Here is a 16,992-nt window from a genome sequence, read left to right as displayed (position 1 = left end):
TAATCATCCAGAGCTGATAGAAAGAGTGAAAAGCAATGAAATGTGAACTTTATAATGACCATTTTGAGAATGCAAAACGCTATAACATCCCACGGGCGCAACTCATCATAGCGGATATTCCTTATAATCTAGGAAATAATGCTTATGCCTCTGACCCAAGATGGTATAAAGATGGAGATAACAAGAATGGTGAAAGTAAGTTGGCAGGTAAATCATTCTTTGATACAGATAATGATTTTAAAATCAACAACTTTTTTGATTTTTGTAGTCGTCTTTTAAAGAAAGAACCTAAAGAAAAAGGCAAAGCACCAGCTATGATTGTTTTCCATGCTTGGCAGCAAAGGGAGATGGTAATTGAATGTGGTAAAAAGCATGGTTTTAATAACGCCTATCCACTTTATTTTACAAAGAAATCAAGTCCACAAGTGCTAAAAGCTAATATGAAAATAGTAGGAGCAGTTGAGGAGGCAACGGTTTTATATCGTGATAAGCTACCTAAATTTAATAATGGTGGGGCAATGATACTTAATCATGCACCATGGGAAAAAGATAGCTCTTACCCAACTATTCACCCGACACAGAAACCAATCCCGGTTTTAAAAAGATTGATTGAAATTTTTACAGATGAGGGTGATGTTGTGATTGATCCAGTAGCAGGTAGTGGCTCAACTCTAAGAGCTGCTATCGAAATGAACCGTAATGCTTACGGATTTGAAATCAAGAAGGATTTTTATAAAAAAGCTAAGGAGCAAATGTTGTATACGTTTCAAGTTAGTTTATTTTGAAACAATGGAACAAACAACTATTTTTGATTTTTTATGACTAAACTAACAATACCTATCGAACCAAAACCACAGTCACGGCCAAGATTTGCTAGGCGTGGCAATTTTACCACGACCTATGAAGACAAGGACATGAAAGCCTGGCGCAATCAATGCAGGTTACTCATTGCTAATCATTACATGGGTCAGCCTATTCTTGAGGGAGCACTGAGGGCTAAGGTGAGATTTTACATCAAGCCCCCTCAATATATCGCCAAAGTCAAAAAGAACCAGCAGGCACTCATTGATGAGATTATACCAGTAGGTAAAAAGCCTGATGTGGATAACTACGAAAAGGCGCTATACGACAGCATGAGCGGTATCGTCTTTCAAGATGACGGTCAGATTGCTTTGCATGATGTCGGTAAATTTTACAGCCTCAAGCCACGAATTGAGGTAGAAGTGGAGGTCATGGAATGAAAGACTATCAACCATTACTGTTTTTTGGAACTTTATGGCTCATCATATTACTTGCAGCTATGCTTAAAATCAATCAGTTAAAAGATAAAGTAGCTGATTTAGAGGCGAGAACACCAACTATCGTCTATCAGGTCGACAACGCAGGCGCTGTAATGTTTGGGAGAATAACTGATAAGGAAATCATAGATGGTAGATACACAGTCACAGCTGGCGCTTATGGCAAGTTTCTTGTGACCAAAGAACAGTACGAGAGTTTGCACGTCGGTGACGAAATACCAGAATATTTGAAGCAGAGAGGGATGGAGAGTAATGCCCCAGGAGGGGAAGAATGAAGTTTATAAAGGGCCTAAAACAATTGATTTGTAAACACAAATGGAAAGAATTGCCTAGATTTGTTAATCTACGGACGGGAGTAGTTAAGATTAGATATAAATGCGTGAAATGTGGTAAAGAGTTAGGGAAATAAGATGAACAAACAAGAAGCGATTAAATTAATAAATAACATAGATACGTTGAACATTAACGATATAATTGCAGGTCAACAAGTTGACATGGTTATTAAAAATCAAGTATTAGATATCATCAACCAAATTGATGGACTGCAGAAAGTTGTGATTCCGAAGTTTGTTGCGGAGTGGATCAAACAAAACAGACACAAAACTCTGTTCTCGGCATTAAGTGGCGCTGATTGGAATAATTCTCCGTGGATTGACTGGGTAAAAGAAATTGGCGATACTGCTACACCTCAAGAAATTTTTGCCCGCGCTTGGCTTGACGGCTACGAGGTCGAAAAAGAAAAGCTGTACACCATCCCTTTGAAGGGTCTTATTACTACAGATGGACATCAGCAGTATTTGACTGGTAAAGTAGGTAGGTATTTTGCTAGCAGAAGGAATTATAGTTTAAAACAAACCTTTACACAAACAGAGGTAGACAACAATATCCCTGCTTGCTATCGAGAGTGGGCTGAGCCTGTGGAGGACGAGTGATGGAAAGATTAAGTCCTTATATACTATCTACTCTAAGAGGAGCTGATGGGGTTATGTGGAAAGAAAATGACTATCATAAGCAGAAAGAGCTTGAAAAGAAAAATCCAGTATTTAAGCGAGGAGGTAAGCAATGATTCCAAAAATTAGAACTTGGGATACAGAAATGAAAAAGATGTACTCTTGGGAAGATATTATCATCAATAAAGAAAAGGGAGATGACTATCTGTTACTTGGGTATAAGGAAGGTGTTATAACACATTTTGACCACAAACAAATCCCTATGATGTCAACATATCTGTTTGACAATTCAAATCCGCCTAAAGAGATTTTTGAGGGGGATGTGGTTGCATATTTTGATAGCGATGAACAGATATCAGAAAATGTAATAATTAGGTATGGAAAGCATACAGATGAAGCCTCTGTCTTTGAGGAGAAACCGAAACATATAGGATTTTACATTGAAGCAACCAAAGGAACTGCTACATTTGATGTTATTGGTATGTACGAAGATTTTAAAGAAGACATAAAAGTAATAGGCAACATCTACGAAAATCCGGAGCTGTTGGAGGGATAAATGACTAAATTAAGAGCATTCCATAACGGAGAAATCACTGATGTTTATAAGATTAATTACTCAACAAATGAAATAGTTTATGCCAACGAGTTAGGTATATACTACCCCGTTGAAAGAAAAAAGCTTATGTATTTTAGCGATGTAAAAGACAAGCGAGGCCAAGAAATCTTTGAAGGCGATATTGTCAAGATGTATTCTGGCGAACTTTTACCTGTCGTACTTAACCACGGCATGTTTGAGCCTGTCTGTTTTTACCTCAGCAAAGTTTTTGAAAAAGTTGGGAATATCTTTGAAAATCCAGAACTGCTAGAGCACCCAGATTTTAGAGGTGAACAATGACAAAATTTAAAGTGACTTGGGAAATTTATAACAATAGTAGCAAAATAGTAAACGAAATTGGTAGTTTTGACACCTTAAAAGCGGCTCAAGAAGCCGTTAAATACCACATTAAAGCAAGAGATATCAATGCTAGCCCTTATTTCCGTATGTGGGCTATAGGGAACATTTGGACTATCGATTATGGCAAGCATAATGCTTTTTATAAAATAGAGTGCAAATAAACCAACCTACCAGACTGTCAAAGGTCTGGCAGGTATCACAGCCTAAATAAAAAAAAGAAACGAGGAAACACTCTTTTTCTCAATGTTAACAAATCTAAAGCGATTGATAGGCTGGTCGTGATTATCCAAGGCAACGTTTTAAATAAAAAAGAAAGGAATCCTAAAAATAATACACCGTCCCGCTGTTGCCTCGGGACATAAAAAAAGCCAGCTTGCGCTAGCTCCTTGGTAAATATAATCAGTACCTATATTTTACCATAAAAGGAGATGCTACGTGCTGTTATTTAAGGAAATAGATAGTCATTTCACCAAAAAAAATGCTTACAAAGTCTTAGAGTTATATCGTCGCTATATTCGAATTGCTGGAGTTGAGTACGCACCTAAAGTAACAGCTACTTACTCCTTTGAGCCCAAAAGTTTTAACGGAAAGGTTAATCAGGCAACAGAGACGCAGGTCATACAGCGCGTTCAAGCTCAAAATGAAGCAGACGCCATTATAAAAGCTATCAATGCAATCATAGATCCATACACAAGGCAAGTGCTGATTGAAAAATACTGCAAGTGGCACATCAAGTCAGATAAAGCGATTTACATGGATTTAGGTTATTCCGAGAGCGAGTTTTATCGTATCCTCGAACGAGGAGCGATTGAATTTGCAGAGAACTATAAAAGTGGTAAATTGCTTGTATTTCGTAAGTTTGGGAGACATTTGCAAGATAATTGAGAGTAAATGAGCGTTTTTTGGCGATAAAATAGTATTATCAAATAATTAGCAGAAGAGATAATCTTTTACATAGAGCCTTTTTAAATAAAGGGAACACCTATCGAGACATCGAACTGCTGAAATTAAGGGCTTAGCCTAGATAATCTGTGGTAACACAGGAAAGCTATAGTTAAGGCATATCAACTTTAGCGCCAGCAATGGTCAATCTAAGCAATCCAATCCGAATGACATCTGATAGGTGTCAATCTATGAAGTCAAAGCGTTTATCTCAGAGCCAATCGGTGAGAGGCTACGTCAGTAGTGCGTGAGGCGAATAGGTAAGAGGAAGAAGGTATCAAAGTCTGAGGGTCGCGCCAAAGGCGGATGCCATGTTACTTGTCTTTGGGATGACTTCCCACGGATATGTAACGAGTCAGTGTGTTGCCAGCACAATGATAACAACAGGCGTTGCGCATTTTGTTTCTCAAAAGGAAACGAAACGCAAGGCGATGCACGTCTGTGATATGCTAACAAACAAAGCATTGGTTTGATATTTATAAAAATGATGAATATTGTTAAAAGCAAAAGTCATCGCCCGTCATAATTGAAAGTGTACTTCGGCAATTAGATTGCCTGCTTGATTCTCGCAAGGATGATAGCAAAGTCAAAGAGTAAAGCAGCTTAGACCTTTAGCGGGGTTTTCGTTAATTGAAAAATGGCTTAGTAGATTGTGACGTAAGAGGTGGTTGGTCTAACCAACCGTGCATGATTGTTACATCAAGGGATTGATGTGGATAATAAGCTAAAACATAAGGCTTAGAAAGACAATCGGGTGAACATGTAATCTCAGTGTTCGTATTTTGGAAACATGTGAGACTCCTCTATTTCGTTGATAGTCCTAGGTCACGAGATAGTTTAGTCGCAGGTTCGAATCCTGCTGTTTCCGTAGAGTGTTTGTGTCCCAGAATGGGGTAGGCAGTAGGCTTAGCATTCATATATCACTCAAGAACTTAAGAAAAGGTTCCGGCTGGGACTAAGCACCGCATGATTGCACGGCTACTTATATGCTAGCTAAGTTATAGGCTGGGCGGTTTGATTCCGCTAGGTGCTTTAGGTTAGGTCACACCTCAAGATGACAACGTATTATTTTAAGGTCGCTAGACGACAACAATGGTCACTCATTGAGTGGCTTTTTTGATTGGAGGTGGTGGAAAATCAACGAGAGACAGAAACGATTTGCAGATGAGTACATCATCTCAGGGAATGCACATAAATCAGCAGTAAATGCTGGTTATAGCGAAAAGTATGCAAAAACAAATTCGCATAAATTACTAGAAAATACGAGAATAAAATCATATATAGATGAACGGTTGAAAAAGCTAGAATCTGACAAAATCGCAACACAAGAAGAGGTTCTGCAATATCTTACCTCAATCATGCGTGGTGATCAGCAGGAAAAAACGTTGATCAGTATCGGGGAGCTTGGACAAGAGATTGTAGATATTGATGTTGGAGCTAAGGACCGCATCAAGGCTGCTGAATTGCTTGGCAAGCGGTACAGACTTTGGACGGACAAAGTTGAAACAGAAATTCAAGGAACGGTGGTGTTTGCTAATGAAGACGACATCAGAGACTAAGAATATCGTTATCAATCTCCCGCAAATGGTAGGTGGTGGTTACGGTACTTTTTGGAGGTCTAAGAATTTCTATAGGGTGGTAAAGGGTAGCCGTGGTTCTAAAAAGTCTAAAACAATTGTCTTGAATTATGTTACTAGGTTACTGAAATATCCTTGGGCCAATATTTTAGTTATTAGGAGATTTTCGAACACTAACAAGCAGTCGACTTATACCGATTTTAAATGGGCGTGTAATCAGCTAAAGGTTACACACCTTTTTAAGTTCAATGAGAGCTTGCCTGAAATTACAGTAAAAGCCACAGGCCAAAAGATTCTATTTAGAGGATTGGACGACCCTTTGAAGATTACTTCTATTACTGTTGATGTCGGCATACTGTCATGGCTGTGGGTGGAAGAAGCTTACCAAGTCGAAACAGAGGACAAATTCTCTACTGTAGTTGAATCCATTCGTGGAACGATTGATGATCCAACGTTTTTTAAGCAAGTCACTATCAGTTTTAACCCTTGGTCTGAACGTCATTGGTTAAAGCGTGTCTTTTTTGATGAGGAGACAAAAAGAGCTGATACTTTATCATTGACGACAACGTTTAGGTGTAATGAATGGCTTGATGAGGTCGACAAACAACGATACTTAGATTTATACAAAACAAATCCCAGACGTGCCAAAATCGTATGTGATGGCGAGTGGGGCGTCGCTGAAGGTTTGGTTTTTGAAAAATTTAAGGTTGAAGATTTCGATATCCCCAAAATCATACAACAGGCAGATGACACTTCTGCTGGAATGGACTTTGGTTTCACTCATGACCCAACTACGTTAATTTGCTTGGCCATTGATTTGACAGGCAAGCGGATTTGGCTATACAACGAGCACTACCAAAAAGCAATGCTGACCGATGATATTGTAGCGATGATAAAGAAAAAAGAATTACACAAGTCATATATATCTGCTGATAGCGCCGAAAAGCGTTTAATTGCTGAAATTAAGCAAAAGGGTATATCTGGAATTAGAGCATCTATTAAAGGGAGTAACTCTATTATGCAAGGGATTCAATTTTTGCAAGGTTTTGAAATTATCATTCATCCATCTTGTGAACACACCATTGAAGAATTTAATACCTATACATTCGAGCAAGACAAAGAAGGAAACTGGTTGAATAGACCAATAGATAAAAACAATCATATTATCGATGCTATCAGATACGCTACTGAAAAATACCATTTAAAATCAAATGCAACTTCCAACCAGTTCGACATGCTTCGAGCTGGTTTTGGTTTGTAGAAAGGGAGATATGACATATAAAGAAACGTTTGTTGACAGCACGGGAAAAAGTAGAACTTTAGAGTTGCGTTTCCATCGTGAAGCTAGATTGAGATATCAAGCTGAATCTGTCGAGGCTTTACTAGCCGATAATTACAAATTGCTAAAAACAATCTTGGAACATCACCAGAACATACAACGTCCACGTATCCAAGAGTTGTTAGACTACGCAGAGGGAAACAACCACGAAGTCAGCAAAGTAGGTAGACGACGTGAGGAAGATATGGCAGATGTTAGAGCGATACACAATTTTGGTAAGGCTATTGCGACATTTAAGCAAGGATATCTTGTCGGTAAGCCTATCCAAGTTGAGTATAACAGCGGTAACGAGAAATCAGATAAAGCTGTTCAGGGAATGCTAGATGAGCTTGAAAATAAAGCAGGATTGCATCAGCTTAACAGAACGCTTGTCCTTGATTTGTCTAAAACTGGTCGAGCTTATGAGCTAACCTATCGCTCAAAAGATGACGTTACAAAATCAGTAAAGCTAGATCCTCTTAACACCTTTGTTATTTACGACACGACTACGGAAAAACACTCAGTCGCTGGTGTGCGTTACTATAATCAAAATCAATTTGACGATAGCAAGAAAACAGTGGAGGTTTACACTGCTGATAAGATTATCAAGTTTGATTGGTCGAAAGATTTAAAACAAATCGGTGATGATAATCCACATAGTTTTGGAATGGTGCCAATCACAGAATACCTTAACAACAGCGACGGTCTCGGGGACTATGAAACTGAGCTTAGTTTAATTGATCTATACGATTCTTCTCAATCAGACACAGCTAACTACATGCAAGATTTATCAGATGCCATTTTAGCGATTGTTGGGCGCATCTCATTTCCTGAAGATTGTGATACAGCGGAAAAACAGATTGAGTTTATGCGAAAAATGCGCAAGGCTCGTTTGTTAAACCTTGAACCGCCTGTAGATGCAGATGGACGTGAGGGACATGTAGACGCTAAGTATTTGTATAAGCAGTACGATGTTAGCGGAACAGAAGCCTACAAAAAGCGTGTGGTAGATGATATTCACAAGTTTACGATGTTCCCAGACATGTCTGACGAAAACTTCGGAGGCACTCAATCTGGTGTCGCTTTAGCTTGGAAAACTTTTGCATTAGATCAAGCTCGTGTTGATATGCAAGCCTTGTTTGAAAAATCGCTACGTCGCAGGTATAAGTTGATTGCTGCTATTGGAAAAATCGCAAGCGAACTCACTGATTTTGATATTACAAATCTGTCGTTTACATTTACCCCTAACTTGCCAACTAACACAACAGACATTATCAACAACGCTAAAAACCTTTATGGCATGGTCAGCGACGAAACTGTTTTAGGGACACTTGAAGTTGTTACAGGAGTAGCCAAAGAGATTGAAATGGGACGGATAGAAAGCGCCGAGGAAGCAGCAAGCAAATTGGCACGCCAAATTGAACAAAATCAGCGATTTAGCGATAAAGATTTAAGTCGGGAAGTGATGTCTGATGACAACGAATCTGAATAAGCACTGGAAAGAACGTTATGAAGCAGAAGAACAGCGTAGAGCGAAGTCAGACGAAGAGCTAGAACGTCAGTTAGATGCTATCTACAAACAACATATCGCCGAAATCCAGAAAGAAATAGATGCTTTTTGGCAACGGTATGCGGATAAGAATGGCATTACCAAGCTAGAAGCTAAAAAGCAGGCTGATAAGCTTGATATAGACGTTGTTAGTTACAAAGCTAAGCAATTAGTCGCAAGAGCTGAAAAATGGCGCAAAGAAGGTCGTAAAGTCACACAGAAAGACTTTACTAAGGCTGAAAATGACTTGATGAAGCTTTATAACCTCAAAATGAAAACGAGCCGTTTAGAGGTTTTGCAGGCTAATTTGAAGTTACATCAGTATGAACTAGCTATGAATGAACTAGAAGCTACGGAAAGGCACTTAATCGAAGCTGTACGGCAAGAGAACTTATATTCCAGTGGAATATTAAGGGACACGCTAGGAAGCTACCAGACGGCTAAGACGAGCGCTGAGACGATGGTTTACGCAAACTTCCACGGCTCTAATTGGTCAAGTAAGATTTGGGAACGTCAAGACGCTCTCAGAGAGGTTGTAAGAAAAAGCGTTGCGGATACTATCTTGCGTGGTACAGGAACAGCGCTTCTAATCAGGCAGCTAGAAAAAGAGTTTAAAGTCTCTTACGGTTATGCAAGGCGTTTGGCGGTAACAGAGACGGCAAGGGTTTACTCGGAAGCTCAGAAAGCCAATTATAAAGCTAACGGCTTTGAGGAATATGAGATACTAGCTGAAAGCGGAGCTTGTAACATCTGCAGGCCATACGACGAAAAACACTACAAAACTGACGACATGATACCAGGTCACAACGCACCGCCATTTCATCCAAATTGTAGGTGTACGACAGTGCCGTATTTGGAAAAAGAAGATCAGCCTTTTGAAGCCAAAACACCAGAAGAGATTGACAACTTTTTTAGAGAGCAGAAATCTTATCAAAAGTGGTATAATAGTCTTGAAGATGAAGGTAAAAAGGCAATTAATCTCTATACAACAACGGCGCACGAAACCATCAATAACGCACTACGTCAAGGGGTGGCAACTTATGAAAAAGAGTACCTTTCGAATTTCCAAGGAGATGACTTGCTTTTTGCAAAAGCTGTTTTAGATGAAAGAATAGGCGTTATTTCTGTTCTGCAAGAATCCATCAAGGGCTTTAAGACTGAAAAACCATTTAAGACATATCGAGGAGTTTCTTTTTGGGATAATGATGACGATGTGTATAAAAATCTTTCCGAAAGCCAAATATTGCAACTAGACAAGGCGTTTATAAGTTCTAGCTTGGATAAAAAAGCTATCAATGATTTTGCGGTTGGTGGGATAGAGTATCGTTTTGAGTTTATAGTCCCTAAAGGTTTTTCTAAAGGAGCTTATATTTCAGAGTTGAGCGATATATCGTCAGAGAAAGAATTCTTATTTAGCCCGGACTCTATTTTTAGAATCAAGAGTATCAACAAAAAAGGAATGACAACGAATGTTGTGGCGGAGGTCTTAAATGATTAAAACGAGATTTTTAAAACCCTTTGATAATAGCCTTCGAGTCAAAGTCGACCTTGCGCTAAGTGGTCTAGACCCTGAAAGATGTATTCGCTTTTTAAAGTCTGCAACTGATAAGCAAATTACAGAAATAGGCTGGGGGTTGTTATACATCTATCCTGAAGAGGTCAGAGGACAATTCGGGAACAAGAAGTCAAGTGAGGTAGATTATTCTTTTATTGACGACTTTAGGAAAGTGTATTCTTTGAGAGAAAGTTTTACCTCGATCGATAAGAGTAAAGGGATGAAGCTTACCCAATTGCTCAAAAAGCATCCCAACTTAACCGCAACAGAATTTTTAAGCACCTAGAGAAATCTAAGTGCTTTTTTTGTACCCAAAAACAGGAGGAGATATGATTTTAAGTCTGACTTGGCTAATACTGCAATTCACAATTTTTGTGGTTGTAGGAGCACTTTCAATTATTTTAGTGTTGGCAGCAATCAAAGGACTAGCTGATTTTTTGATTATGTTTTTCAAGGAGATGTAATTTTTAAATGAAAATCATTGAATATCTTAGAAATAAGCTGGCACCACCCAATCCTTCGATTGTTTTATATAAAAAATTATCAGAAGCAACCTTTGAAGGTTTCAAGGAAGGAATCAAAAATAATGAATTTCGACGGAATTAGAATATACAACAATACAGAAACTTGTTTAGCTAAGATTGGCACTTCGTGGGAGAAGGTTGAATTTTACGGCATTTTCCAGAAGGCTGGGACTGACATGGGCTTTGGGAATCCCTTTGCTTATCCTGTTGCAGTTGTGAAGTTTAATGGGAAGCTTTATGAAATTATCACAGACAATGTAGATTTTGAAGGAGAAAATCATGAACAAACGCATTAAAAAGAAATGGTCTCGTGTTGAGAGGCTTGAAAACAAGGTAGCTCAATTGACGGCTAGCAATATTTTACTCACAGAAGCTGTAAGCAGGCAGAATAACCTTATCGAAGAATTGAAAAATATCGGTGAGCGCAATGTGCAAGCAACTAACGCACGCTTTGATGATTTAGAAGCTGAAAATAAGTCAACGCGAGTTGATTTAGACGAGGCGATTATCGAGTTTAGAAAAACCAAGAAAAAAGGGTTGTTTGGTCGTAAATAAGGAAATAAGTAATGAAATATCGTAAGAAACCAGTTGTAATCGAGGCTGTTAGATTTATTGGCTCTAATTATGAAGAAATACGAGAATTTATTGGGAAAAATACTTTATGCTCTGATTTAAGTATTGTGATACCAACGCTTGAGGGAGAGATAGTAGCCCAAAAAGGCGACTATATTATCAAAGGCGTTCAAGGCGAGTTTTATCCTTGCAAACCAGACATTTTTGCTGAGACTTACGAGGTGGCGGAATGAAAGTAAAAGAACTCGCTAAAGTGTTTAACGAATACACTCCGTTAAACGTAGTTTCTAATGGTAAATATTTAGTTGGTGACTTCCCAAATCAATTTTTAAATTGCGAACTAGAAGTAGTGGCTGTGGACATCTCTGTAGATAACACTTTGATAATATATGCAAAATAACAAACAAAGTCGAAAACTAGGAGAAATCAAAATGAATCATAAAATCGTTATTTTTTTGGCAAACGGTAAAACTTTTGCTTTTGAGAACGTCGAAGAAGGTATTTTTGACCTAGAAAACGGACAACTAAAATTTAAATATTTCGGGAATACCCACCAAGAAAAGAAAGTAGCATCTTTTGACACTACTCAGTTTTTAGGTTGGTCAACAACCGAAGGATTGAATATCAAGGTTGTCTAATCATAAATAAACCTAACCGTATGAAATTCCATGCGGTTTTTATTTTGTCCTGTCGCATGACGTAAAACTAGGCAAATAAACGTCACTAGCGTGGCTTGTTTGTGTTAGGTATAGATTTATATTCAGACGAGACTAGAAAGCGTTAGGCGCCTGTTTTCGTGGCTCTATGAACGTGATAGTTATATCTAATAGAACGGGACTAGCATGGGAGGAAAAATGAATAAAGAACTTTTAGCAAAACTTTTTAAGATGGCACCAGACACAGGAAACGGTGGAGGTGCAGAAGTAGGAGCTGAGGAAAGCTCACAAGAGCAATCAGAGCAAACTGAAGAATCAGACAGCTTTAAAGCTCCGCAATCACAGTCAGAATTAGACAGTCTTACCAATAAAGCTGTACAGAAAGCTTTAGAAAATTACAAAGCAGGCGAACAGAAACGTATCGCAGAAGCTATCAAAAAAGAAAAAGACTACGCTAATTTGTCAGCTGCTGAGCGGGCTCAACAAGAATTTGAAGACCAAAAAGCATTGCTTGCCAAAGAAAAAGCAGAGTTTGAGCATGAAAAACTTGTAGTACAGGTTGAAAAAGACCTTGTAGCTAAAGGTTTGCCCGCTGAATTTGCTGAAATGCTTGCGGTTGGAGATGCTGAAACGGCTCTTGCACAGGTTGGAAAGTTTGAAACGGCGTTTAATGCTGCTGTTAATGCAAAAGTTAAGGAATCACTACGTCAGCCAGCACCTCAAGAGGGTGGTAGCGGTTCTTCTCAAACGAACTATGGAGCTCGTCTTGCTGAGGGTTCGCTAGCAACTGGTGGAGAACTATTTTAATCTAAGGAGGGGCTAATATGTCCAAAAAAACACTATTTGGCAATGCGGAGATTCTGCACAATATGCCTTATGAAGCTATTTCTGTGACTGTTGACAAAACAACAACAGGAACAGTTTATGAAAACGCACGTAAAATCTTGAAAGCTGGTGCATTGCTCGCTGGTGACGGTGCTTCTGTTTTCGCTGACCGTAACAAGAAAGTAAAAGTCAACGCTAATGCACCAGACGGCGTGCTACTTTATGACGTTGATGTCACAGAGGGTGACGCAGTTGCTACGCTAGTCTACCGTGGTACTCTTCGTGAGGACAAAGTAAACGGCGGTACTGTTTCAGAGGGTGCTAAAAAAGCCTTGAAACACATTCAATTTGTGAAAGGAGCTTAATTAATGGCTTTAATTTATGATATCGTAACAGCGCCTAACGTGGCTGGTTACTGGAATACGAAACAAGCAAAGGTAAATGCTACTGAGGGTGAAAAAATCTTCCCCGCACAGAAACAACTTGGTTTAAAACTCGCTTTTGTAAAAGGTGCTTCTGGTCGTCCAGTAGTGCTTAAACCATCAGCGTTTGACACAAAGGCTACACTTCGTGAACGTATGAATGTGACTCTATCAGAGGAAGAAATGCCATTCTTCAAGGAGTCAATGCTTGTCAAAGAATCTGATCGTCAACAACTTAATCTTATCGCTCAAACAGGGAATCAAGCCTTGATTGATACAATCACTCGTGGTCTTTTTGATGACACAACAACGCTCTTAACTGGTGCTCGTGCTCAGCTTGAGGCAATGCGTATGCAAGTTCTTGCAACTGGTAAGATTGCCGTTATCGGAAACGGTGTACCGCAAGACTTTGACTACGGTGTTGCTGAAGACCATAAAGGTAAAGTAAAAACAGCTTGGTCAGATGCCGAAACTGCAACACCACTTGCTGACTTAGATACTGCTTTTGCAGCGCTTGAAAATCTCGGCGGTAAGGCAGAAGTCGCTTATATGAACTCTGTGACATTTGCACAGCTTAAAAACGCTAAATCAACAGCAACAGTTATCAAACCTCTTGCGCCTAACGGTGTCGGCGTAACCGCCCAAGAATTGAAAGACTATATCGCTGATAATTACGGCGTGAAGATTGTTGTTAAATCTGGTACTTACAAGGACGCAGACGGCAAAGTTAAGAAATACTTCCCAGACGCTCGTGTAACGCTTGCACCTAACTCAGCACTTGGTCGCACTGTTTTTGGTACAACACCAGAAGAAAGCGACTTGATGGGTGGTAACACTGGTGCTTCTGTTAAGATTGTTGATACTGGTATCGCAATCACAACAACTAAACACACAGACCCAGTCAATGTTGAAACAAAAGTGTCTATGATTGCATTGCCATCGTTTGAAAACTTGGATGATTGCTATATGCTTTCTACGACACCGGAAATCTAGGAGGTAGATCATGGCTAAAGTTATCGCAGGTTTCCGTGACAAGGAAACTCAGGTTATTTATGTGATTGGTGACGAATACGAAGGTGATCGCACCGCAGAATTGGTAAAAGCTGGATTTTTGGAGAAAGAAACCAAAAAGAAAGCTGTTGAATAGTCAGGAGGCGTTACATGACGCAACTTGACGAAAATACAGTAATTACAAATGTAAAACTTGACTTGGATATTTCTGACAACTTGCAAGATGGTTTGCTAAATATGCTCTTACAGCGTGTTATCAAGCATTTCAAGGCGGAATATGGCGTGTCTGAAATAGATGACGCCTATTCTTTCATCTTTGAAGATTGTGTGATTAAACGCTTTAATAGACGTGGTTCAGAAGGAGCTTCATCGGAAAGCGTAGAAGGTCATTCTGTTTCTTACTACGAAAACAAGAATGAGTTTTTACCTTATGACGACATGCTACAGAAGGCATTTGGACAATCTGGACAATCTCAGAAAGGCAGGATTTTTGTCTTATGAGATTTGCAGACAGAGTTGACTTGGTCGCAGTCACAAAAGAGCGTTACGACCCCGATTTGGGCGAGTATGTAGGCAAAGAGGAACAATCTTTGAGAGTGCCGGCTTATGTAATGGATATGAGCCTAGATAGGCAGAAACTTGTCTATGGCGAGTTTAAAAAAGATACAAAGACGGTATTTCTCAAACGGAAGCCGTCTTTTGTCTTTTCAAAAATTCTGTACAAAGGCAAAACCTATAAAGTAACTGCCGAAAAGCAATCTGACACAGTTTTTTACCTGGAAGGAGATGATAGTCTTGGCTAAATTGTCTTTAAAAATAAGAGGGACTAACGGCTTGAAAAACAAACTGAATCTTATAGCAAAAAAAGACGAAGTCAAACGAATCGTCAGAACAAATGCTGTAGAGTTGCAGAAGGGTATTGTACGCAATGCAAACTTTACTAAAGGGTTCTCGACTGGCGCAACAAAACGAAGTGTATCAACAAATCTAACCTTTGCAGACGATGGATTCACTGCAAAAACAGGACCGACAACGGAATATGCTGGATATGTTGAGAAAGGAACACGCAAAATGTCAGCGCAACCTTTTGTACTTCCAGCGGTAAAAGCCCAAAAAGAGAAATTCCGTCAAGATTTAGAGGAATTAGTTAAATGATTAAAACTAGAGATCAGTCAATTTTTGACGAGATGTACAAGCGGATTAGTCAGATAGGATTTACCGTGTATGACTACAAACCTATGGATGACGTTCCGTATCCACTTGTAGAATTAGAATCTACAAGTACAGAGCATATCCCAAATAAAACAGATGTAAAAGGTAGTGTTGAGTTAACTTTATCCGTCTGGGGATTGCAAAAGAAAAGAAAGCAGGTGTCAGATATGGCATCGGCTATTTTTGCGCAAGCAATGTCCATCAATGAAACAGACGGCTATTTTTGGTCATTAAACCAAGCTGGGTCATCTATTAGTCTGATGGATGATACAACAACCGTCCCACCGCTTAAAAGAGCGCTAGTGACTTTAAATTTTAGAATGAGGTGATAATATGGCAGCACAAGATACTGCAACACAAGCAAAAACACCGCTTGAGGCAAAAAAAGGTGTTGATGTCATTTTGCTTTATCGTTTGCTTAAGAACGCAACAAAAGAAGCAGCGTGGAAAATGGCATTCCAGACAGAGCACGAAAACGAATTGTCTCGTGATACTGACAGCGTAGATACAAAAGATGGCAAAATTCAAACGTTGAAACCAGTCGAGTATGATTTTTCGGCAACGTCAATTATTGCTAAAGGAGACTCTCACGTTGATGAAATTAAAAAAGCTCTTATCAACGGAGATCTTGTTGAAATTTGGGAAATCGACAAGGCGGAAGAGGGAACAGATACCAACAAAGGCAAATTTAAAGCGACGTATTTCCAAGGGTATATTGGTAGTTATAAAGCCACTGCAAACGCCGAAGATGCTCTTGAACTAGAGCTTGAATTTGCTATCAACGGTGTTGGACAAGAAGGATATGCTACTCTATCAAAAGAGCAAGCTGACGCTGTTCAGTACGTATTCAAAGATACAGTCAAAGAAGGTTAACAACAGAGGGGCTATCGCCCCTTTTATTTTTTAAGGAGTAAATAAATGCAATTAACAATCAATGATAAAACTTACGAAGTACGATTTGGTGTGAAATTTGTTCGCGCTATGGACGAAAAATATCGCCTCAATTCTAACGGCGTTGAATTTGGCGCAGGTTTAGAAGCGACAGCAGGGTTTTTGTTGAATCAAAAAATCACTACACTAGCTGATTATCTTTACTATGGGACAATCACAGAGAAGCCACGTCCATCGCAAAATGATATTGACGATTATCTAGATACCGTCGAAGATATCGAAGCGGTGTTTAATGAGGTTGTCGCAGAACTTGAAGCATCTAATGCGTCAAAGCTGTATATCGCCAAAGCGAAGAAAGAGATTCTGGCAAACCAAGCGTAAAAGAAACTTCTCGAGAAACCTATGAAAAAATAGTAATCAACTGCGTTAGGTATCTAGGGATTGTCGATATTGATAAAATCGACAGAATGACTCTCTATGAGTATGACCTTTTGATGACTGGAAGCAATCTAAAAGAAGTTGATGTTGATAGACGTATCCATATGCAAGCCTTTTTAAACAGGCAAATAAAATCTGTTAAGGATAGTAAACGCGGAACGCCTATGTATAAAACATTTGATGAATTTTTTGATTATAAAAAAGCTATCAGGAAGATTACTCACGAGACAGATGTCCCTAGAGACAAGACTGCGTTTGATCTACTCTTTAAGGCTAATACGAGCTAGAAAGGAGGT

Annotated in this window: 32 protein-coding genes; all 32 read left to right on the top strand. The window is 39.1% G+C overall.

From position 1 onward, the window contains the following. The first annotated feature begins 35 nt into the window (after nt 1-35). The 32 genes from AB6M99_RS08865 (at nt 36) to AB6M99_RS08710 (ending at nt 16,983) form a co-directional block, all read left to right on the top strand. Nucleotides 36-785: a site-specific DNA-methyltransferase gene (locus AB6M99_RS08865; RefSeq protein WP_369350579.1), complete on the top strand. Its 750-nt coding sequence runs from the start codon at nt 36-38 to the stop codon at nt 783-785. Nucleotides 786-818: 33 nt separating this feature from the next. After that, nucleotides 819-1,241, top strand: coding sequence for a RusA family crossover junction endodeoxyribonuclease (locus AB6M99_RS08860; RefSeq protein ID WP_369350578.1), 423 nt, complete (start codon nt 819-821; stop codon nt 1,239-1,241). Beyond that, on the top strand, nt 1,238-1,573 hold the full coding sequence (locus tag AB6M99_RS08855; protein WP_369350577.1) for a DUF1372 family protein: 336 nt from the start codon (nt 1,238-1,240) through the stop codon (nt 1,571-1,573). Before AB6M99_RS08860 ends, AB6M99_RS08855 begins: the two co-directional genes overlap by 4 nt. Nucleotides 1,574-1,708: 135 nt before the next feature. Continuing rightward, nucleotides 1,709-2,230 (top strand): DUF1642 domain-containing protein, encoded by a 522-nt coding sequence (locus AB6M99_RS08850; RefSeq protein ID WP_369350576.1) that lies wholly within the window; start codon nt 1,709-1,711, stop codon nt 2,228-2,230. Beyond that, nucleotides 2,230-2,364: a hypothetical protein gene (locus AB6M99_RS08845; RefSeq protein WP_369350575.1), complete on the top strand. Its 135-nt coding sequence runs from the start codon at nt 2,230-2,232 to the stop codon at nt 2,362-2,364. The genes AB6M99_RS08850 and AB6M99_RS08845 overlap by 1 nt, the downstream gene beginning before the upstream one ends. After that, entirely contained in the window at nt 2,361-2,804 is a 444-nt protein-coding gene (locus tag AB6M99_RS08840) for a YopX family protein (protein ID WP_369350574.1), read from the top strand. Before AB6M99_RS08845 ends, AB6M99_RS08840 begins: the two co-directional genes overlap by 4 nt. After that, nucleotides 2,805-3,143: a YopX family protein gene (locus AB6M99_RS08835; RefSeq protein ID WP_369350573.1), complete on the top strand. Its 339-nt coding sequence runs from the start codon at nt 2,805-2,807 to the stop codon at nt 3,141-3,143. It abuts the gene before it with no gap. After that, entirely contained in the window at nt 3,140-3,364 is a 225-nt protein-coding gene (locus tag AB6M99_RS08830; protein ID WP_369350572.1) for a hypothetical protein, read from the top strand. Before AB6M99_RS08835 ends, AB6M99_RS08830 begins: the two co-directional genes overlap by 4 nt. A 274-nt stretch (nt 3,365-3,638) precedes the next feature. Continuing rightward, the gene (locus AB6M99_RS08825; protein ID WP_369350570.1) at nt 3,639-4,088 is read left to right on the top strand and encodes an ArpU family phage packaging/lysis transcriptional regulator; all 450 of its coding nucleotides are present in this window, start codon (nt 3,639-3,641) and stop codon (nt 4,086-4,088) included. Nucleotides 4,089-5,248: 1,160 nt separating this feature from the next. Then, nucleotides 5,249-5,704 (top strand): terminase small subunit, encoded by a 456-nt coding sequence (locus tag AB6M99_RS08820; protein WP_369350568.1) that lies wholly within the window; start codon nt 5,249-5,251, stop codon nt 5,702-5,704. Beyond that, on the top strand, nt 5,682-6,983 hold the full coding sequence (locus AB6M99_RS08815) for a PBSX family phage terminase large subunit (protein ID WP_369350566.1): 1,302 nt from the start codon (nt 5,682-5,684) through the stop codon (nt 6,981-6,983). Before AB6M99_RS08820 ends, AB6M99_RS08815 begins: the two co-directional genes overlap by 23 nt. Nucleotides 6,984-6,993: 10 nt before the next feature. Further along, complete coding sequence (locus AB6M99_RS08810; RefSeq protein ID WP_369350565.1) at nt 6,994-8,532, top strand: phage portal protein; 1,539 nt, start codon at nt 6,994-6,996, stop codon at nt 8,530-8,532. Beyond that, entirely contained in the window at nt 8,513-10,087 is a 1,575-nt protein-coding gene (locus AB6M99_RS08805) for a minor capsid protein (protein ID WP_369350564.1), read from the top strand. Before AB6M99_RS08810 ends, AB6M99_RS08805 begins: the two co-directional genes overlap by 20 nt. Next, complete coding sequence (locus tag AB6M99_RS08800; protein ID WP_310892403.1) at nt 10,080-10,430, top strand: hypothetical protein; 351 nt, start codon at nt 10,080-10,082, stop codon at nt 10,428-10,430. The genes AB6M99_RS08805 and AB6M99_RS08800 overlap by 8 nt, the downstream gene beginning before the upstream one ends. 43 nt (nt 10,431-10,473) lie before the next feature. After that, nucleotides 10,474-10,608, top strand: coding sequence for a hypothetical protein (locus tag AB6M99_RS08795; protein ID WP_369350563.1), 135 nt, complete (start codon nt 10,474-10,476; stop codon nt 10,606-10,608). A 7-nt stretch (nt 10,609-10,615) separates the two neighbouring features. Beyond that, the gene (locus AB6M99_RS08790; protein WP_369350562.1) at nt 10,616-10,750 is read left to right on the top strand and encodes a hypothetical protein; all 135 of its coding nucleotides are present in this window, start codon (nt 10,616-10,618) and stop codon (nt 10,748-10,750) included. Further along, nucleotides 10,731-10,964 carry a hypothetical protein gene (locus tag AB6M99_RS08785; RefSeq protein WP_369350561.1) on the top strand — a complete coding sequence of 78 codons (234 nt, stop codon included), beginning with the start codon at nt 10,731-10,733 and terminating at the stop codon, nt 10,962-10,964. The genes AB6M99_RS08790 and AB6M99_RS08785 overlap by 20 nt, the downstream gene beginning before the upstream one ends. Further along, nucleotides 10,948-11,223, top strand: a complete 276-nt coding sequence (locus AB6M99_RS08780; protein WP_369350560.1) for a hypothetical protein — start codon at nt 10,948-10,950, stop codon at nt 11,221-11,223. The genes AB6M99_RS08785 and AB6M99_RS08780 overlap by 17 nt, the downstream gene beginning before the upstream one ends. Nucleotides 11,224-11,234: 11 nt before the next feature. Continuing rightward, a complete protein-coding gene (locus AB6M99_RS08775; protein WP_369350559.1) occupies nt 11,235-11,474 on the top strand; it encodes a hypothetical protein in 240 nt (79 codons plus the stop codon). Then, nucleotides 11,471-11,641, top strand: a complete 171-nt coding sequence (locus AB6M99_RS08770) for a hypothetical protein (RefSeq protein ID WP_369350558.1) — start codon at nt 11,471-11,473, stop codon at nt 11,639-11,641. The genes AB6M99_RS08775 and AB6M99_RS08770 overlap by 4 nt, the downstream gene beginning before the upstream one ends. Nucleotides 11,642-11,672: 31 nt before the next feature. Beyond that, nucleotides 11,673-11,879 carry a hypothetical protein gene (locus tag AB6M99_RS08765; protein WP_369350556.1) on the top strand — a complete coding sequence of 69 codons (207 nt, stop codon included), beginning with the start codon at nt 11,673-11,675 and terminating at the stop codon, nt 11,877-11,879. A gap of 216 nt (nt 11,880-12,095) precedes the next feature. After that, a complete protein-coding gene (locus AB6M99_RS08760; RefSeq protein ID WP_369350555.1) occupies nt 12,096-12,704 on the top strand; it encodes a DUF4355 domain-containing protein in 609 nt (202 codons plus the stop codon). Nucleotides 12,705-12,721: 17 nt separating this feature from the next. Beyond that, nucleotides 12,722-13,087, top strand: coding sequence for a hypothetical protein (locus AB6M99_RS08755; RefSeq protein WP_369350554.1), 366 nt, complete (start codon nt 12,722-12,724; stop codon nt 13,085-13,087). Nucleotides 13,088-13,090: 3 nt separating this feature from the next. After that, the gene (locus tag AB6M99_RS08750) at nt 13,091-14,137 is read left to right on the top strand and encodes a major capsid protein (protein WP_369350553.1); all 1,047 of its coding nucleotides are present in this window, start codon (nt 13,091-13,093) and stop codon (nt 14,135-14,137) included. A 10-nt stretch (nt 14,138-14,147) separates the two neighbouring features. Further along, entirely contained in the window at nt 14,148-14,291 is a 144-nt protein-coding gene (locus AB6M99_RS08745) for a hypothetical protein (protein WP_369350551.1), read from the top strand. A gap of 14 nt (nt 14,292-14,305) precedes the next feature. Next, nucleotides 14,306-14,656: a phage head-tail connector protein gene (locus AB6M99_RS08740; RefSeq protein ID WP_369350550.1), complete on the top strand. Its 351-nt coding sequence runs from the start codon at nt 14,306-14,308 to the stop codon at nt 14,654-14,656. After that, nucleotides 14,653-14,958, top strand: coding sequence for a hypothetical protein (locus AB6M99_RS08735; RefSeq protein ID WP_369350549.1), 306 nt, complete (start codon nt 14,653-14,655; stop codon nt 14,956-14,958). Before AB6M99_RS08740 ends, AB6M99_RS08735 begins: the two co-directional genes overlap by 4 nt. After that, a complete protein-coding gene (locus tag AB6M99_RS08730; RefSeq protein ID WP_369350548.1) occupies nt 14,942-15,310 on the top strand; it encodes an HK97-gp10 family putative phage morphogenesis protein in 369 nt (122 codons plus the stop codon). Before AB6M99_RS08735 ends, AB6M99_RS08730 begins: the two co-directional genes overlap by 17 nt. Continuing rightward, a complete protein-coding gene (locus AB6M99_RS08725; protein ID WP_369350547.1) occupies nt 15,307-15,696 on the top strand; it encodes a phage capsid protein in 390 nt (129 codons plus the stop codon). Before AB6M99_RS08730 ends, AB6M99_RS08725 begins: the two co-directional genes overlap by 4 nt. 4 nt (nt 15,697-15,700) lie before the next feature. Beyond that, nucleotides 15,701-16,240 carry a phage major tail protein, TP901-1 family gene (locus AB6M99_RS08720; protein ID WP_369350546.1) on the top strand — a complete coding sequence of 180 codons (540 nt, stop codon included), beginning with the start codon at nt 15,701-15,703 and terminating at the stop codon, nt 16,238-16,240. Nucleotides 16,241-16,285: 45 nt separating this feature from the next. Next, nucleotides 16,286-16,639, top strand: coding sequence for a tail assembly chaperone (locus AB6M99_RS08715; RefSeq protein ID WP_369350545.1), 354 nt, complete (start codon nt 16,286-16,288; stop codon nt 16,637-16,639). A gap of 113 nt (nt 16,640-16,752) precedes the next feature. Beyond that, entirely contained in the window at nt 16,753-16,983 is a 231-nt protein-coding gene (locus tag AB6M99_RS08710) for a hypothetical protein (RefSeq protein ID WP_369350544.1), read from the top strand. Nucleotides 16,984-16,992: the final 9 nt, after the last annotated feature.

Origin of the sequence: Streptococcus hillyeri (assembly GCF_041081565.1) — a bacterium.
GTDB lineage: Bacteria > Bacillota > Bacilli > Lactobacillales > Streptococcaceae > Streptococcus > Streptococcus hillyeri.
This window is presented reverse-complemented; position numbering and strand designations above follow the sequence as displayed.

Bases quoted from the DNA above. Each gene is read 5' to 3' on its own strand.
- AB6M99_RS08710 (WP_369350544.1), top strand. From the start codon at position 16,753: ATGACTGGAAGCAATCTAAAAGAAGTTGATGTTGATAGACGTATCCAT.
- AB6M99_RS08775 (WP_369350559.1), top strand. From the start codon at position 11,235: ATGAAATATCGTAAGAAACCAGTTGTAATCGAGGCTGTTAGATTTATT.
- AB6M99_RS08840 (WP_369350574.1), top strand. From the start codon at position 2,361: ATGATTCCAAAAATTAGAACTTGGGATACAGAAATGAAAAAGATGTAC.
- AB6M99_RS08805 (WP_369350564.1), top strand. From the start codon at position 8,513: ATGACAACGAATCTGAATAAGCACTGGAAAGAACGTTATGAAGCAGAA.
- AB6M99_RS08730 (WP_369350548.1), top strand. From the start codon at position 14,942: ATGATAGTCTTGGCTAAATTGTCTTTAAAAATAAGAGGGACTAACGGC.
- AB6M99_RS08770 (WP_369350558.1), top strand. From the start codon at position 11,471: ATGAAAGTAAAAGAACTCGCTAAAGTGTTTAACGAATACACTCCGTTA.
- AB6M99_RS08780 (WP_369350560.1), top strand. From the start codon at position 10,948: ATGAACAAACGCATTAAAAAGAAATGGTCTCGTGTTGAGAGGCTTGAA.
- AB6M99_RS08845 (WP_369350575.1), top strand. From the start codon at position 2,230: ATGGAAAGATTAAGTCCTTATATACTATCTACTCTAAGAGGAGCTGAT.
- AB6M99_RS08850 (WP_369350576.1), top strand. From the start codon at position 1,709: ATGAACAAACAAGAAGCGATTAAATTAATAAATAACATAGATACGTTG.
- AB6M99_RS08715 (WP_369350545.1), top strand. From the start codon at position 16,286: ATGCAATTAACAATCAATGATAAAACTTACGAAGTACGATTTGGTGTG.
- AB6M99_RS08795 (WP_369350563.1), top strand. From the start codon at position 10,474: ATGATTTTAAGTCTGACTTGGCTAATACTGCAATTCACAATTTTTGTG.
- AB6M99_RS08735 (WP_369350549.1), top strand. From the start codon at position 14,653: ATGAGATTTGCAGACAGAGTTGACTTGGTCGCAGTCACAAAAGAGCGT.
- AB6M99_RS08740 (WP_369350550.1), top strand. From the start codon at position 14,306: ATGACGCAACTTGACGAAAATACAGTAATTACAAATGTAAAACTTGAC.
- AB6M99_RS08790 (WP_369350562.1), top strand. From the start codon at position 10,616: ATGAAAATCATTGAATATCTTAGAAATAAGCTGGCACCACCCAATCCT.
- AB6M99_RS08725 (WP_369350547.1), top strand. From the start codon at position 15,307: ATGATTAAAACTAGAGATCAGTCAATTTTTGACGAGATGTACAAGCGG.
- AB6M99_RS08785 (WP_369350561.1), top strand. From the start codon at position 10,731: ATGAATTTCGACGGAATTAGAATATACAACAATACAGAAACTTGTTTA.
- AB6M99_RS08815 (WP_369350566.1), top strand. From the start codon at position 5,682: ATGAAGACGACATCAGAGACTAAGAATATCGTTATCAATCTCCCGCAA.
- AB6M99_RS08765 (WP_369350556.1), top strand. From the start codon at position 11,673: ATGAATCATAAAATCGTTATTTTTTTGGCAAACGGTAAAACTTTTGCT.
- AB6M99_RS08860 (WP_369350578.1), top strand. From the start codon at position 819: ATGACTAAACTAACAATACCTATCGAACCAAAACCACAGTCACGGCCA.
- AB6M99_RS08760 (WP_369350555.1), top strand. From the start codon at position 12,096: ATGAATAAAGAACTTTTAGCAAAACTTTTTAAGATGGCACCAGACACA.
- AB6M99_RS08865 (WP_369350579.1), top strand. From the start codon at position 36: ATGAAATGTGAACTTTATAATGACCATTTTGAGAATGCAAAACGCTAT.
- AB6M99_RS08745 (WP_369350551.1), top strand. From the start codon at position 14,148: ATGGCTAAAGTTATCGCAGGTTTCCGTGACAAGGAAACTCAGGTTATT.
- AB6M99_RS08855 (WP_369350577.1), top strand. From the start codon at position 1,238: ATGAAAGACTATCAACCATTACTGTTTTTTGGAACTTTATGGCTCATC.
- AB6M99_RS08835 (WP_369350573.1), top strand. From the start codon at position 2,805: ATGACTAAATTAAGAGCATTCCATAACGGAGAAATCACTGATGTTTAT.
- AB6M99_RS08800 (WP_310892403.1), top strand. From the start codon at position 10,080: ATGATTAAAACGAGATTTTTAAAACCCTTTGATAATAGCCTTCGAGTC.
- AB6M99_RS08720 (WP_369350546.1), top strand. From the start codon at position 15,701: ATGGCAGCACAAGATACTGCAACACAAGCAAAAACACCGCTTGAGGCA.
- AB6M99_RS08810 (WP_369350565.1), top strand. From the start codon at position 6,994: ATGACATATAAAGAAACGTTTGTTGACAGCACGGGAAAAAGTAGAACT.
- AB6M99_RS08830 (WP_369350572.1), top strand. From the start codon at position 3,140: ATGACAAAATTTAAAGTGACTTGGGAAATTTATAACAATAGTAGCAAA.
- AB6M99_RS08755 (WP_369350554.1), top strand. From the start codon at position 12,722: ATGTCCAAAAAAACACTATTTGGCAATGCGGAGATTCTGCACAATATG.
- AB6M99_RS08750 (WP_369350553.1), top strand. From the start codon at position 13,091: ATGGCTTTAATTTATGATATCGTAACAGCGCCTAACGTGGCTGGTTAC.